Source organism: Nostoc sp. CHAB 5836 (genome assembly GCF_020829445.1).
GTDB lineage: Bacteria > Cyanobacteriota > Cyanobacteriia > Cyanobacteriales > Nostocaceae > Nostoc.
In genome coordinates, this window is the sequence record NZ_JAIVFV010000168.1 from 1 (window position 1) to 14,651 (window position 14,651).

Annotated in this window: 12 protein-coding genes; 3 read left to right on the forward strand and 9 right to left on the reverse strand. The window is 44.1% G+C overall.

Translation table 11 applies throughout. The features are described from left to right. Positions 1 to 220 precede the first annotated feature (220 nt). Both LC605_RS25365 and LC605_RS25370 read left to right on the forward strand, forming a co-directional pair. Complete coding sequence (locus tag LC605_RS25365; protein ID WP_229550266.1) at positions 221 to 367, forward strand: hypothetical protein; 147 nt, start codon at positions 221 to 223, stop codon at positions 365 to 367. 235 nt (positions 368 to 602) lie between these two features. Continuing rightward, positions 603 to 965, forward strand: coding sequence for a hypothetical protein (locus tag LC605_RS25370; RefSeq protein WP_229550267.1), 363 nt, complete (start codon positions 603 to 605; stop codon positions 963 to 965). A gap of 266 nt (positions 966 to 1,231) precedes the next feature. Here the strand turns inward: LC605_RS25370 and LC605_RS25375 are convergent, their stop codons facing one another. The 9 genes from LC605_RS25375 to iscB all read right to left on the reverse strand — a co-directional run bounded on the left by LC605_RS25375 (position 1,232) and on the right by iscB (position 13,601). Then, positions 1,232 to 3,907 carry an RNA helicase gene (locus LC605_RS25375; protein ID WP_229550268.1) on the reverse strand — a complete coding sequence of 892 codons (2,676 nt, stop codon included), beginning with the start codon at positions 3,905 to 3,907 and terminating at the stop codon, positions 1,232 to 1,234. A 141-nt stretch (positions 3,908 to 4,048) separates the two neighbouring features. Next, on the reverse strand, positions 4,049 to 4,867 hold the full coding sequence (proC, locus tag LC605_RS25380) for a pyrroline-5-carboxylate reductase (protein ID WP_229550269.1): 819 nt from the start codon (positions 4,865 to 4,867) through the stop codon (positions 4,049 to 4,051). Positions 4,868 to 4,966: 99 nt separating this feature from the next. After that, positions 4,967 to 5,566, reverse strand: a complete 600-nt coding sequence (locus LC605_RS25385; RefSeq protein WP_229550270.1) for a cell division protein SepF — start codon at positions 5,564 to 5,566, stop codon at positions 4,967 to 4,969. A 382-nt stretch (positions 5,567 to 5,948) separates the two neighbouring features. Beyond that, on the reverse strand, positions 5,949 to 6,617 hold the full coding sequence (locus LC605_RS25390) for a YggS family pyridoxal phosphate-dependent enzyme (protein WP_229550271.1): 669 nt from the start codon (positions 6,615 to 6,617) through the stop codon (positions 5,949 to 5,951). Beyond that, positions 6,614 to 6,892 carry a transcriptional coactivator PipX gene (pipX, locus tag LC605_RS25395; RefSeq protein WP_229550272.1) on the reverse strand — a complete coding sequence of 93 codons (279 nt, stop codon included), beginning with the start codon at positions 6,890 to 6,892 and terminating at the stop codon, positions 6,614 to 6,616. The genes LC605_RS25390 and pipX overlap by 4 nt, the downstream gene beginning before the upstream one ends. A gap of 678 nt (positions 6,893 to 7,570) precedes the next feature. After that, positions 7,571 to 9,265 carry a chorismate-binding protein gene (locus LC605_RS25400; RefSeq protein ID WP_229550273.1) on the reverse strand — a complete coding sequence of 565 codons (1,695 nt, stop codon included), beginning with the start codon at positions 9,263 to 9,265 and terminating at the stop codon, positions 7,571 to 7,573. Between the two features lie 429 nt (positions 9,266 to 9,694). Then, positions 9,695 to 10,615, reverse strand: coding sequence for an energy-coupling factor transporter transmembrane protein EcfT (locus LC605_RS25405; protein ID WP_229550274.1), 921 nt, complete (start codon positions 10,613 to 10,615; stop codon positions 9,695 to 9,697). A gap of 205 nt (positions 10,616 to 10,820) precedes the next feature. After that, the gene (gene der, locus LC605_RS25410; protein WP_229550275.1) at positions 10,821 to 12,191 is read right to left on the reverse strand and encodes a ribosome biogenesis GTPase Der; all 1,371 of its coding nucleotides are present in this window, start codon (positions 12,189 to 12,191) and stop codon (positions 10,821 to 10,823) included. Between the two features lie 117 nt (positions 12,192 to 12,308). After that, positions 12,309 to 13,601, reverse strand: a complete 1,293-nt coding sequence (iscB, locus tag LC605_RS25415) for an RNA-guided endonuclease IscB (protein WP_229550276.1) — start codon at positions 13,599 to 13,601, stop codon at positions 12,309 to 12,311. A gap of 808 nt (positions 13,602 to 14,409) precedes the next feature. Between iscB and LC605_RS25420 the strand changes: the two genes are divergently transcribed. After that, positions 14,410 to 14,651 (forward strand): caspase family protein (locus tag LC605_RS25420; protein ID WP_229550277.1); only part of this gene is annotated, 242 nt, incomplete at its 3' end.

Consider the following 14,651-nt stretch of genomic DNA (forward strand, 5'->3'; position numbering starts at 1 on the left):
GTAGAGCGACGCAAATAAAGCTAACTGGCTAAAGCTGTCATTTGTCATTTGTCCTTCGTCATTTATAAGGGTTTAAGGTGTATTTACGTTTCGTAATATAGCTTGGTTTATTCTTGCCGACTTACTTAAATCTTTAAAGACACGTTCAAATAATTCAGATGGGAAAACTAAAAATCTTTCTGAAAGTGATTGTTTACCTTGCACGACTGAGAACGCAATCATGGCGGAGATTTTCAACGAGTGCGAAAAGTACGGGTTTGAAATAGTGGGCGATGGCATTTACAACAACCCTGACTGTGAGGAACTGCTAGACCCGAATAGAAAGCCGCGAGTTAGTGAGAGGGCAATTCTCACAAGTTTACATTAATTTATATCATCAAAAGTAATTATCTTCAAATATATTTTGTTATCTAAAGAAAGCTTTAATTATATTTATATTCATCGCTAATTAATCTATTTAAATTAGACTGTTATATGTAGCGTTTTCTAATCAACTGAGGTATACCTAAAATCCTTTTGACGAGATGAGTAGCCTTGAAAACGTACCTCAACAAGTCGGTAACCGCTATATCTATATATAGATTGGAATCGAGGTAAGGAAAATGACAAGAATAAACTCTCTTTTTGTTGATGAAGAACTGTTGACTGAATTAACTCCCACAGAAGGGGCTGCTATAATTGGCGGCGCAAGCTTTGATGTTAGCAATGGGCTATCCATTCCTATCGGGTTTCAAATTAGAGGCATTCCTGGCGGCAGCTACACGTCAACTTCTTTAACTCCTTTTGAAACAAAAACGTATAATTTTCCTGGTAAGAATCAGGCTCAAGTCAAATTTGACAAAAAGCTTGGCCCGCTATTTCAGCCAACCGTGCAAACAATAAGTCCCCAACCCGCATTATGGACTTTTAACGTGAGCGGCACTAATGTGATCCTAAGTTCGTTTGCCACCCTAGTTGCGCCATAAGCATCGGAGAGTAAGCGTTGGGAGCATATCTCATATCTCTTTAATGTGGGCTTCTAAAAGTTTTTTAGGGACTTCCAAAAAATAAATTGAAGGAGGCAGGAGGCAGGAGGCAGAAGGTTTTACCTCAGTTGGGGATTCATGACAAAATCTCCAGGGGATTGAGGGGAGGGGTAAAATGACTGTGGAATGAGCTTAATGACTTAAGTTGACACCAATGTTCATGAATTACCCCTAAGCGCGTCTAGTTTTGCCCAGAAGCCTCCTGTTTATTCAACCACCTCATTCACAGGGAATCTATCAATCAACTGCATTGCCCGATAGGCATTACGCTGGAAAGAGTCTGGCAAATGGGGAACGTGCGGTATTTGCGATAATAAATCCAACGTCCGGCGTAGAATTCTCACCACATCACCTTCATCCAAGGTGGTGTTGTTGCAGAGTTCTATCCACTCCATTCCCAGCGCCCATTGTTCCACGATCGCAATTAACTCAAATTCCAACCATATAGGTAGGGCTACGTTATACCGCCGTTGTAGTTGGAACATTTGGCGGCGAATTCCCCGTAATTTTGCCAAGGCTTCTGCCACTTCATTGCTGAGGTCAAAGTTAACATTGCTATCTGGACGGGGCGTTTCCATCACTAATGCTGCTGCTGCTGCTGCTAAATGATGCGGATCTAAGTTGTCCAATTCGCCACTAGCGAAGACTAAACCCAGCCATAATTCATTTTCGCCTCGAATGGCGGCAGCGATTCGCCCTAATACTGTGGGCACTAAGTTATCCAAAGCGCCAAAGTGTTGCAGAATTGCAATTAAATTCAGAAACTCTTCCCAATGACGTTGTGACTGTTGCTCTACTACCGCTTGCAATTGTTCGAGTTCGGCTTCTAGTTCGACATAGCGGGCCCGGCGCTTGAAAAGCGTAGCAGCATTGCCTGATTGATGTAGGGGATGAGCTTCTAATTGCTCTTGGACGGCGGTAGTGCGACTGAGTTGTTCTGCTACTTCTGGTGCTAGATGCAAAGATTCTATCGGATCGGGAATACATTGAGCGATCGCAAATGTTTCTTGATTACCTCGGCGCGACTGTCCTGGCTTCAAAGGCATCTCTGGCGGTGGTAGTAAATCAGGTGCTACTTCAATTCGCGGTAGTTCGGCATACAAATCGACTACATCCCCTGTGGTTGCCACATACCAGCGATTATCGTGCCCCAAGCATACCAAGTAAGGAGCTTGACCAGAACCAGGCGATTTTCCCACTAACACTGCGGTTACGGGTGAAGATACTGTGATATTTTTGCCCTTGAGACTCAACAGAGTTCCTGACACTGCAAAGCCCAACATCATCCCCAATTCTTCTTGTCTATCTTCCTGGGCTTGCTCTTGCAAGGTTTTCAATATTTGGCGTTCCACTTTCAGCCGTTGTCGCAATTTCTCATAAATAGCCAGTTCATTTTCATCAACTGCGGCGATTTGCTCATGAAGTTGAGCTAATTGTTTTTGCAATTCGGCAATCTCATCGTATTCTGGTCTTAAATGCAAGGTGGCCATGTACTGCCCAAAGCTGCGTTCTATCAGTTCCCTGGTTTGCTCTAGGGTGTGGGTTTGCAGCAAGTTGAGTACCATGCCATAACTGGGCGTAAACTGGCTTACTAGAGGATCTGGCTTCGATGTTCCCAAATACGCCGCTTCTTTGGCTCCTTCAAAGGGAGTTTGGACTGTCACCACATGACCTTGTTTATCCATCCCCCGCCGGCCTGCTCGTCCCGCCATTTGCAAAAATTCGGAAGCGTTCAACAAGCGGTGTCCAGTATCGGTACGCTTGGAAAGGGTAGAAATTACCGTTGTTCGGGCGGGCATATTAATTCCCGCAGCTAATGTTTCAGTGGCGAATACTACTTTAATCAGCCCCTGCTGAAATAGTTCTTCCACCAGTGCTTTCCAAGCAGGCAAAATTCCGGCGTGGTGGGCAGCAATTCCTCGGTACAGGGGGGCAATTTGCCCAGAACGCCCTGCTTCAGGATTGCGGGCTAAAAAGTCATCAATCTGTTCCCGTAAAATTTGGGACTCTTCACTATTTACCAGCCATAAATCACCCACTTCCGCCACTGCTTTATCACATCCCCGGCGGCTGAAGATAAAGTAAATTGCTGGTAGCATATCCCGTTGCTCTAACTGGCTGAGAGTATAAATTATGCCAGGAGCCTCCGGTCTACCACTTCTCCCCCTCTCCCGTTCTCCCCCTCTCGCCTTCTTCTTCTGAAGGCGGGGGTTAATTTTGGTTTTGCTATCATTCAGCAGGGGAAATAACCCTTTGGGATTGCAAAAGTGAAATTCCAAGGGGACTGGGCGAAAATCGGAGTAAATTAGGTCAGTTGGGCCGTGAACGCGATTTAGCCAATCGGTGAGTTGATCGCTATTCGCAACCGTTGCTGAAAGGGCTGCAAGTTGCACTTCACGGGGACAATAGATAATTGATTCTTCCCAAACAGTACCACGTTGGCGATCGTTCATGTAGTGGCATTCATCAAGGATCACTGCTTCCACGTCTACCAATGAGATGCCAACTTGGCCAATAGGTGTGCCATAGAGCATATTTCGGAAAATTTCCGTGGTCATCACCAAAATCGGTGCATCCCTGTGAATCGAGGCATCTCCAGTTAACAGTCCGACTTGATCAAACCCGAATTTTTCTCGAAAGTCACGTAATTTTTGATTCGACAGCGCCTTTAGGGGAGTAGTATAAAATACACGTTTTCCTCGTGCCAGGGCGCGGTAAATGGCGTATTCCCCGACTAATGTTTTGCCCGAACCTGTGGGCGCACATACGACAACAGAGCGTCCGGCGTTTAGGGACGCGATCGCTTCTTTTTGAAACTGATCCAGATCAAAGGGGAATATAGTCCCTAAGTCAAGTTCTGGAGACGGTGCAGGATAATTCACTCAATCACATTTGCAACCAGATTGTTTACTATACTAACGAGTCTTTTGTCAACTTCGTTAATAGTCATTTGTCATTTGTCCTTTGTCCTTTGTCCTTTGTCTAAAACTAATGACTAATGACTAATGACTAATGACTCTTGATTATTTTCCCAGTTCTTGCGATCGCTCTGTGGCAGCTTTGACTGCTTCAATTAAAGCTGAACGAAATCCTGCCTGTTCTAGCTTGGCAATCCCCGCAATGGTTGTACCGCCGGGACTGGTAACACGATCTTTGAGTTCTGCTGGGTGCATTTTGGTTTGCTGCAACAGTTTCGCAGTTCCCAGTACGGTTTCCAAGGCTAGTTGATTGGCAATTGCTCTAGGTAAACCTACGGCTACTCCGCCATCTGCAAGTGCTTCTACTAAGAGTGCCACGTAAGCCGGTCCGCTACCAGATAGCCCTGTGACTGCATCCATCAGCCCTTCTGACACTTCCACTACTTCCCCCACAGCCGAAAAAACTCGCTGTGCTATTTGGTGGTGCTTGGGGTTGGTGTATGCACCTGAACAAATCGCGGTAATTCCCGCTCCCACCGTTGCTGGGGTGTTGGGCATTGCTCTAATCACTGGCAATTGCACAAATGCAGCTTCTAGCTGACTTAAAGGCACGCCCGCTAAGATGGAAATGATCACCGGTGAGTTTTCTCTATTAAGAATATCAATATCTGCTAATTCTTGAGCGATCGCACTAAACACCTGGGGTTTCACTGCCAAAAAGACAACTTCTTTTGCTTGGGTGAAAACCTCGCTATTATCTGTCGTCACAGCAACATTGTATTGCTGTTCAAAAAAATCTAGACGTGAGGATAGCGGTTCGCTAACTATGACTTCTGATGATTGATAAATTCCACGCGCGATCAGGCGGGATAAGAGCGCTTCTCCCATTACCCCACCACCAACTAAGCCAAATTTTATACTCATTGATCATTAGTCATTAGTCGTTTGTCATTTGTCATTTGTCACTATGATCAAAACCCAGGACAAATGACAAAGGACAAAGGACTAACAATTAATTTAACTTTATTGTGCCATCCGGTTGGTTTCGTTGCCCCAGGTTTGATTTGGAGTACCTGTAGGACGAGAGGGACGTACTGGTGGTTGTGGTACTTCATGAAGAACGCCACCTTGGGTGCTAACTTGGACACAGCTTGGTGTAAACAAAAAGATGCTTTCACCGATGCGCTCTTGATGTCCATCTAGTGCGTAAGTACCACCTGCAACAAAATCCACTGCTCGTTGAGCTTGGTCGGGATCCATAATTGTCAGATTTAATACCACTGACTTGCGTTCTCGCAACGCTTGAATTGCCTGGGGCATTTCTTCAAAGGTGCGTGGTTCGAGTACTAAAACTTCCGAAATTCCGTTAATTGCTCCTGGCATCCCAATCACATTCCCCATTGGCTTTTGACCTGCTGTCATCTCATCTCCCATTGTAGATACTGGTTCCCGCCAGCGTCGATTTTGAGTGGCTGTACTCTCTTGTGGTGCTGGTTGGGGATTTTCTTGCTGATACAGATTTTGGTAATTATTATCTGTTTCTGGTTCTTCTTCGTAATACTCGTATTCCACTTGCTCATTTAGACCCACAAAGTCTCTGAGTTTGGAAAATATGTTATTCATTGTGTGTGTACTCTCCTGGTGCGAATAGCCTGTATTGACTTGGCTGAGGATTGATTGAGCTAGGAGCGATGCCTAGGGCGGTTAACTAAGCTACATCAGTGGATACTTCCCCATCTGTATTATTTTGTAGCCCATACTACGGGTTTTGGCGATGAACTGACACTTATTGGAAAGATCTGTGCATCGCCTAAACATCATAATGGGTAAAGATTATATCCTAAGGTTTGTCCGAAGGAAAGTTCTTTATATCCGATTTTCCCTTCGTGATTGCTCTTGTCAATACTATATCTTTTGTTTCGGATTGCACCAGTCTGTTACAAAATTCTTGTCAAAAAATCCTGATCTCTATTAATACTCAAGAGCAAGGCTGATGTCCAATAGGCTAGGAGCGATCGCCAAACAATATTGTTCCTAATCGTACCATCGTTGCGCCTGCTTGCACTGCCAGTTCGTAGTCGCCTGACATACCCATAGACAAGTGCTGCATTTTAATGTGTGACCAGTTTTGCTCCTGGATTTCTTTTGCCAGTTCACGATTGAGATTAAACACATTGAGAATTTCAGAATCATTTAATCCTGAAGGCGGAATTGTCATCAAACCTTGAATTTGTAAATTTTTGTATTGATTGAGTGTGGGTAAATCAGCCAACAGTTCTGGCACACTCCAACCAGATTTGTTGGGATCGGGGAGAATTTTCACTTGCAGGCAAACCTGGGGACTCACTCCTAGCTGTTGTGCCAATTGATCTAAGCGCTGTGCCAGCTTTAAATTATCGACGGAGTGAATCCAATGGAATTGCTCGATGGCTTTTTTGACTTTATTGCTTTGCAAATGTCCAATAAAGTGCCAGGTAATATCCGGTAAGTCTTGCAAGTCGGCTTGTTTGGTGGCGGCTTCTTGGATACGACTCTCCCCAAAATCACGAATTCCTGCGGCATAGGCAGACCGAATGGACTGGGCAGAAGCTTGCTTGCTAACAGCAATCAATTTGACTGACGTTGGCAGTGAGGAGCGAATGGAAACAATACGTTCGGAAATCGAACTGTTCATTGGAAGGTGCGTTGGAAAACACTCTGAAGCTGATCGTACTCCTGAGATTGTCCACTGCGCCGCAGGGTGCGTAAGCGATTTTCCAACATCATTCTAGCCTCAGTACGTCCTAAAGACTGGAATTTAACACCTTTAACGTCATTTGACACCAAAAAAAATAAGCGCTGGGCATAAAGTGTGGTGAACAAATCCTGGTTCTCATCAACCATACAGATTTTGTAGAGTAAACCCCAGGTTGGATGGTTTATGTAAGTTTCTGCGTTTTCTGGATTCATTTAAGAGTCAAGGTGGGAGTATGTATATCTTTTCGCAGTGAATTCCAAACATTCAGACGATAATACCAACATTCGTCGAAATATTTGCTTAAAATGCCAAACTGCGGTTACGAAGACCTTGATCTAGTTCCTAATGGGCAGATGAAGCTAGTGGTAGTGAAGCGCAATAGTACAACAGGAGCCACGAAGCGTAGATTCTAAAGAGTAGAGTCTGGTGGATAAACATCACCATCTGCTTTGGTGACTTCAATTTACCAATCTGTAGGGACAAAGCACAAAATAGTCCTGCTCCTCTTGTCGAAAGTTCCCCTTGCCAAGGAAAAACACCCTTTGAAATTGCCAAGGTCAACAACGGATTTTTCAACTTCTTTCTATACTGCCACAACTGTCGTTGAATGGCACAAAATTGGCACTGGGGAGGGGAATGAATTAATAACCAACATTTCGACTTACTTCGACTTAGTTCGACTTACTTCGACTACGCTCAGTACAAGTCGCTCAGTACAAGTCGCTCAGTACAAGTGCCCAATAGACATAGGAGTGAAAAAGAATCTCAAACCCTTATCCAGTGGAGGTAAAAACCTAATTTATGGAGATGTCTAATGCCCTATTCGCTAAGTAGATATCTCCAGAAATTAAATACGCGTTATCCAGAAACCTTGTAGAGACGTAGCAGTGCTACGTCTCTACATTTTTTTCAGAGATGTCTAATTGATTATTTAGCATTTTCAGTGCTACAAGTTGTGCCTGAGCTTTGTGCAGAGATTCATACCATTCTTTCTCAGGATGACTGTCTGCGACAATTCCTGCGCCGACTTGTCCCCAGACGATGTTGAATGCTGAGTGCTGGGGGATGAGTCTTGAGTGGGGAGATGAGGAAAAATTCACTCCCCCTGCTTCCCAACGTTCTTGAGACGCAGGGGCTAGTAACAGGGTGCGGATTAAGATATTTAAATCTAAATGACCGCGCCAATCTAAATAGCCACAGGAACCGTAGAATAAGCTGCGCCGCACGGGTTCTAATTCTTCAATAATTTCCATGCAACGAACTTTGGGACAACCTGTGATTGTGCCACCTGGAAATGTGGCACGAATCAAATCAATGGCAGTGCATTCGCCTTTTAAAGTACCTTTGATGTTGCTGACAAGATGCATCACATGGCTATATCGCTCAATTGTCAGCAATTCGTCAACAGTAAGGGTTCCCCATTTACAAACTCGCCCTAAATCATTGCGTTCCAAATCCACTAGCATGATGTGTTCTGCACGTTCTTTGGTGTTGCTGAGTAAATCTTGTGCCAGTTGAATATCTTCTTCTGGAGTGACACCACGCGATCGCGTCCCGGCGATCGGTCTGGTTTCGGCTTGCCGATTTTGCAACACTACCAATCGTTCTGGCGAACAACTAATCACTTCTCCCCAAGGCGATCGCCAATAACTGGCAAAAGGAGAAGGATTGATTTTTTGCAAGGCTTGGTAAATTTCCCAACCAGAAGCCGATGTAGACGCTTGAAATCGCAACGAAAGATTTGCCTGAAAGATGTCTCCAGCTTGAATATATTTTTTCGCCTGGTTTACAGCGGTTTCATAATCTGATTGCGATGTCAAAAACACAGGGGGGGAGGGAGATGGGGGAGATGGGGGAGATGGGGGAGATGGGGGAGATGGGGGAGATGGGGGAGATGAGGGAGATGGGGGAGATGGGGGAGATGAGGGAGATGGGGAAGGAAATTCTACTTTGTCACCCAACTCCTCTTGTCTGTTCTCCAATTTCTCTTGTAACTCATCGAGTCTAATTGCATCACTGGCGGCTAGCCAAAGAATTTGTTGCGCGTGATCCAAAACGGCAAAGCAATCTGGTTCGTACCAAAAAGCTATGGGAAATGGCAGGGGATCAATTTTTTTACGGGGTAAATGTTCAATTTCCCATGCCACATCGTAGCCTAGCCAACCCAACCAACCGCCGGTGAAGGGGAGATGGGGAGATGGGGGAGATGGGGGAGATGAGGGAGCAAGGGAAGAAAATACTACCTTATCCTCCTCATCCCCCTCATCCCCCTCATCCCCCTCATCCCCCTCATCCCCCTCATCCCCCTCATCCCCTGCTACCCCTTGCTGTAACAACTTTTCTAGGAAAGGAAAAACCTCTCCTACTTCTGGTGTCCACATCTGTAGGATGCCATCGACTATGCGAGGAGCGCCTGCACAAATAGAATATCGGCACAGTTGGGGATGATCAATTGGCGTTGGGTAGGGACTTTCTAGTAGGGTAGCAATTTCGGGTGTGGCTATGGGGCGAAACAGAGCAGCAAAAACTTCCGAACCTGTGCGCTTTTCTAAGGGTAGCGATCGCCAATACCAAGCCTTGGTCATAATGTTTAGAAGCTTTGTCAATAGTTAGTTGACAGTTTTCAGCAATGAGTACAAATAAGTACGACTACTGACCACTGACAAAATGCAATTAAGTAAGTTGGCGGGAAAAAATCAAAGTATGTTAGGGACTTCCAAGAAATAAATTACTCGCTTTAGCCAGTTAAGTATGTTGGTGCAAAAAAAACTAAGTATGTTACGAAACGTAAATAAGCTTAAAACCCTTACAAATGACAAATAACAGCCTTAGCCAATTGCGCCGACCTACTTAGTACAGCTTTGCATAAAATCGTGGTGAATTGAGGGTTGAAATTTAAACGCATAGGCGCTTCTCTACGAGACGCTACGCGAACGCCTTCCCGCAGGGTAGGAACGCAAAGGTAAACGCAAAGGGTCGCAGAGAATTCGCTACGAATTAATGAAATGTTGTACTTAGACTTGAGTTCCTATAGCTAGCCGTATTCCCCAGAATAAGATTAAAGTTGCAATGGCAAGCCAGTCACGCCCTTTTAATCGTAAGTCATGCCATTGGACTCGATGCTCATTGGGACTGGTAAAACCCCGCACCACCATTGCGTTCGCCATTTGATCGGCTCTTAAGAGCAGATTTTCCAAAAGTCTCTCTGCGACTGTCATCCAAACTTTGAATGCTCCTTTTAATCCCAGCTTTTTCCAATTAATTGCTCTTGTCATCACCGAGCGAAATAAGTTTTGCACTTCCTCTAAAACCAGGGGAATAAAGCGCAAGGACAAGGTTAAAGTTAAAGTAATTTCTGTAACAGGTAATTTGAAGCGTCGCAGAGGTTGCATTAAGCTTTCTATACCAGATGTGATTTCCTCTGGTGCGGTTGTCAACAGATACAGGTTGGTGCTGTAAATCACGGTAAATATAATTGTACTCAGGCGTACTGCCAAATCCAAGGAACGGCGAGTTACTTTGACTGGGCCTTTCTGAAATAGCACATAGCTGTATTTTTTGTTGTTACTTGCTTGCTCTTGAACAAGATTACTAGAGTTTGCTGACTGGGTTAATATTTGTTCATTAGCTGGTAGGCGTGGCTGATAATCTACACCCATTGCATCAGGACTGATGGCTGCGATCGCTAAGACAAAAAACGATAGCATTAATAGCCAACCCATCTGCTGCTGCCATACACGGCGGGGAATTCTCGCAATCAAGGTGGCAACAATCAATATTACCACCAGCAGCACCCGCCAAAAGCTGTTAGCCAAAACATAGCTTGTTAAAAAGCTCATTAACCAGGCGAACTTGACTCGCGGATCGATTTTATGCAGCCAAGTTTGGGGTTGTTCTAAATAAAGTCCAAGTGGCAGCGATCGCAATAAATCCATTTTAGAGTTAAGAGTTAGGAGTTAGGGGACGCGATTAATCGCATCTGTACAGTTAGGAGTTTTGACTTTAACTCATAACTTTTACCTTGTGCCGCTATCAAACTCAAGTCGATAGGGTTCTATAGTTAGCAATTTTGGCTTTAAAACTCCTGTACAGAGATGATTCATCGCATCTCTCTTGTACAGACGCGATTCATCGCGTCTCCTAACTTATTTTGACGCGAGTTGCTCTATTAACATTACCACTTTCAGCATCACGAACTTTTTTGCTCCGCCACAGCAAAATAATTGGTGTGCCTTTAAATCCTAGCTGTTGCCGAAATTGCCGTTCAATGTAGCGGCGGTAGTTGTCGTTGAAGCGTTTGGAGTCATTGACAAATAGGGCGATCGTTGGTGGTTGGCTGCTTACTTGTGTACCATAATAAATCTTGCCCTGACGCCCACCACGGGATGCTGGCGGTGAATGCCAACTCACAGCGTCTGTTAAGACTTCGTTAATCACTGATGTGCTGACACGGCGTTTGTGTGATTCTGCCGCAGTTTTCACCAATTCGAGAATTTTTTCTACCCGTTGTCCTGACAAAGCACTCACAAAAATTGTTTCTGCCCATTCAGTAAAATGTAACCGTGATTGCAGAGTTTTTTCGTAGTCGTAGATTGTGTAAGAGTCTTTTTCGACAGCATCCCACTTATTAACGACGATGATGCAAGCTCGACCTTCTTCAATAATCCGCCCAGCTAATTTTTGGTCTTGTTCAGTGACTCCATCTACAGCATCTATTACTAATAAAACCACGTCAGCGCGGCGAATCGCTTTGAAAGCACGGTTAATACTAAAAAATTCTGTGCCGTATTCTATATGTTTCTTTTTGCGAATACCGGCGGTGTCAATCAAGCGATAAGTTTGTCCGTCTCGTTCAATGACGGTATCAATAGCATCGCGGGTTGTGCCGGAAATGGGGCTGACAATTGCCCTTTGTTCTCCAACAAAAGAATTGAGTAAGCTAGATTTGCCCACATTTGGGCGTCCCACAATTGCTACTTTGATTTCATTCGTGTCTGGGATGTCTTCAATCGCAGGTATGTGATTAACTAACTCGTCGAGTAATTCTCCTGTGCCACTGCCATGAATTGCGGAGATGGGGTAAGGTTCGCCCAATCCCAATTCCCAAAACTCGGCAGCTTGCATTAAGCCTTGTTCTGGGGATTCACATTTATTTACAGCTAGTAGCACAGGTACGGGTTGTTGACGCATCCATTCGGCGATTTCTAAGTCTGCCGATGTGGGGCCTGTTTGACCATCTACGACAAAAATAGCGCCACACGCTTCTGCAAGGGCTGTCATTGCCTGTTGGCGAATCAGTGGTAAAAATTCGGTATCATCATTAAAAACCAAACCACCTGTGTCTACCACTAAAAATTCGCGACCATTCCAGAAAGCTGGTAAATAAGTGCGATCGCGTGTCACTCCCGGTTCATCATGGACAATCGCCGTTTGTTCCCCGGCGAGTCGATTAACCAGGGTGGATTTGCCCACATTTGGGCGTCCGATAATTGCAACAATTGGCAGTGCCATAAAACCAGGGTGAGTGAGAGACGTATTATATCACGTAATTACATTTTACTCGCTTTAAGTCTTAATTAAATTTACTAACTGATATATGTGGCGATCGGTATGCCTCTAATCGCTGATTCATTGTACATTTGTGGAAAACGCATACATATACCCATCATTGCGATGAATTGACTGACAGTACTTGTGTCGAACTGGACTAACCTTACTGTGTGCCGTTTTCATTTCAAACACACCACTTTCTCGAACCGTCAACCGCCCAACATGAATACCTGCAAACTTCCCTTTTGGAAGAGTTGCCCGTACCATGTCGCCAGTCTGGAAACCAAAGAAAGTCTTGCAGCGTGTTCTATGCTTTGCAGGAAACCCATATTTATTGGTTGTACACATTTGACGGTTTCCCCATCCCTTAGCAGTGATTAGCAGAGGTTGCGAGGTGAGAACTTGTAGATTTTCTACTATTCCTACACAGGATGCATCCAGCCAATGTTCCTTGGGTAAGTTAAGGCGAACATGATTATATTTTGTTCTGCCACCTGTCCCCGTTTCTACCGGTAAGTTTGTCGCCTTGAGCCTGTTAAACAAGCAAGAGCGAGTTGAATTGACTGCGGCAGCATCTTTAAGTGGCTGTTTAGCTTGTCTCAGAATGCGGGATAGAATATCAGGCTTTTTCGCTAAAAAGTCCTTAATATCTTTGTTCCCTTTTGCTTGGTTGCAATCGTGACAAGCTAATGTGAGGTTTGAAACTCTATCGCTACCTCCCCTTGATTTTGGGTGTATATGCTCAACTTCAAAAGGTACGTTTTCAACACCACAGTAAGCACACTTCCTGCCCCATTTTTCAAGCAAATATTCCCTGACTTCATAGCCAGCAAGTTCACCTTGCTGATATTCCTTGCCGGATATTTCAGGATTCTGCATTGCTTGGAGGTCAAATTTAACCAACTCTTGAGATATGCCAGTAATGGGAACATATCGAGTTATGCGATTAACCCAAGTTAGGGTGTTTTCAACTCTAGAGTTAAGACTAGGTGGCAACCATCCAGTAGGACGAGTACGGTTCAGAAATCTAGGCTGACGGTAACGTGTCTTACGATTGCGCCTATTACGACGAGTAGCACGGCGGGACTCCAAATCATTCTTGATTTGTTGCCCACGATGCATCAATTCAGCACCCCAAATTACTTTGTCACCTTGCACAATTGCTAATCCAGTAGTTTTGGAACCAGGATCTATTTTTAATTGATGTGGCTCCACGTCTGGGGTAGGAACCACATAGTTAAGAATGATTGTGAACGGATAACGACGATACACAGCAGCTTGTTTTAACTTCAGTAATCGCCGTGCCTGTCCGGGTGGTACTGGGTTTAATGCTTGCTTGTTGCTGTCAAGTACAAATACGAAATTAGACATTGATTGTCCTCCCGTTGCTGGGGTAAGGTTTTCCTCGCCAAAGTTTTGAGAACTTGTTAGGTCAAAGACACTGGTTTAACCAAATAGACCTATTTAATCTTTGACGACAGAGCTACAAGCTGGAAAGCACCTGTAGGTGTCATGATTCTCAAAACGTAGCTTTCGCTTAAGCTGGCTATCTGAAAGCGTGGATGAACTAGATGTCTAGTGATGTCCACTGTTTGGTGAATAGCCTGCCAACTAACCGTAAAGCAGCAGCGACAGGGTAGTTTTTCGCAAGGTATTTGCAGGTGTTGTCGTAACTCAAAGGCGTAAGTATATCGGCGCAATTAAAGCTAACTGGCTAAGGCTGTCATTTGTCATTTGTCATTTGTCCTTCGTCATTTATAAGGGTTTTAAGCCTATTTACGTTTCGTAACATATTTAGGTTTTTTCGCGCCAACTTACTTAGACGCTTTGTGGCACAATGTTGGTCATCAACATTACAATTTTAAGAAGAAACATTACAACCTTGGTCATCAACATTACAACCTTGGTCATCAACATTACAATTTTGGTCATCAATATTACAATATTAAGAAGAAACATTACAACATTAAGAAGAAACATTGCAACATTAAGAAGAAACATTGCAACATTAAGAAGAAACATTGCAACATTAAGAAGAAACATTGTTCCTCTTCTCTATCAGACGCACTCGCGTTGGCAATGACAATTATTCTCTCATTAAAAAATAAAAACTGTGATGCAGCCGTGTCAATTTATCTGACCAATTTATAAATCATAGCTTCAGGAAATATAAATAACCATGACTCGTAACTTATACGCTTTGCTTATTGGTATTGACAATTATCCTGATTTAAATCATCGACTTCAAGGTTGTGTAAACGACATTACAGTAATAGAAGAGTATCTTAAGGAACGATTTGATCAAAAAGAATACCAATTACATTTACAAACCCTTAAGGATGATCAGGCAACCCGTAAGGCAGTTATTGATGGTTTCCGCAAGCATCTTCGTCAAGCCTTGGTTGATGATATAGTTCTGTT

Excerpts from the sequence above, each read along its gene's own strand:
- LC605_RS25365 (WP_229550266.1), top strand. The coding sequence starts at position 221 with ATGGCGGAGATTTTCAACGAGTGCGAAAAGTACGGGTTTGAAATAGTG.
- LC605_RS25370 (WP_229550267.1), top strand. The coding sequence starts at position 603 with ATGACAAGAATAAACTCTCTTTTTGTTGATGAAGAACTGTTGACTGAA.
- proC (WP_229550269.1), bottom strand. The coding sequence starts at position 4,867 with ATGAGTATAAAATTTGGCTTAGTTGGTGGTGGGGTAATGGGAGAAGCG.
- LC605_RS25385 (WP_229550270.1), bottom strand. The coding sequence starts at position 5,566 with ATGAATAACATATTTTCCAAACTCAGAGACTTTGTGGGTCTAAATGAG.
- LC605_RS25390 (WP_229550271.1), bottom strand. The coding sequence starts at position 6,617 with ATGAACAGTTCGATTTCCGAACGTATTGTTTCCATTCGCTCCTCACTG.
- pipX (WP_229550272.1), bottom strand. The coding sequence starts at position 6,892 with ATGAATCCAGAAAACGCAGAAACTTACATAAACCATCCAACCTGGGGT.
- LC605_RS25400 (WP_229550273.1), bottom strand. The coding sequence starts at position 9,265 with ATGACCAAGGCTTGGTATTGGCGATCGCTACCCTTAGAAAAGCGCACA.
- LC605_RS25405 (WP_229550274.1), bottom strand. The coding sequence starts at position 10,615 with ATGGATTTATTGCGATCGCTGCCACTTGGACTTTATTTAGAACAACCC.
- der (WP_229550275.1), bottom strand. The coding sequence starts at position 12,191 with ATGGCACTGCCAATTGTTGCAATTATCGGACGCCCAAATGTGGGCAAA.
- iscB (WP_229550276.1), bottom strand. The coding sequence starts at position 13,601 with ATGTCTAATTTCGTATTTGTACTTGACAGCAACAAGCAAGCATTAAAC.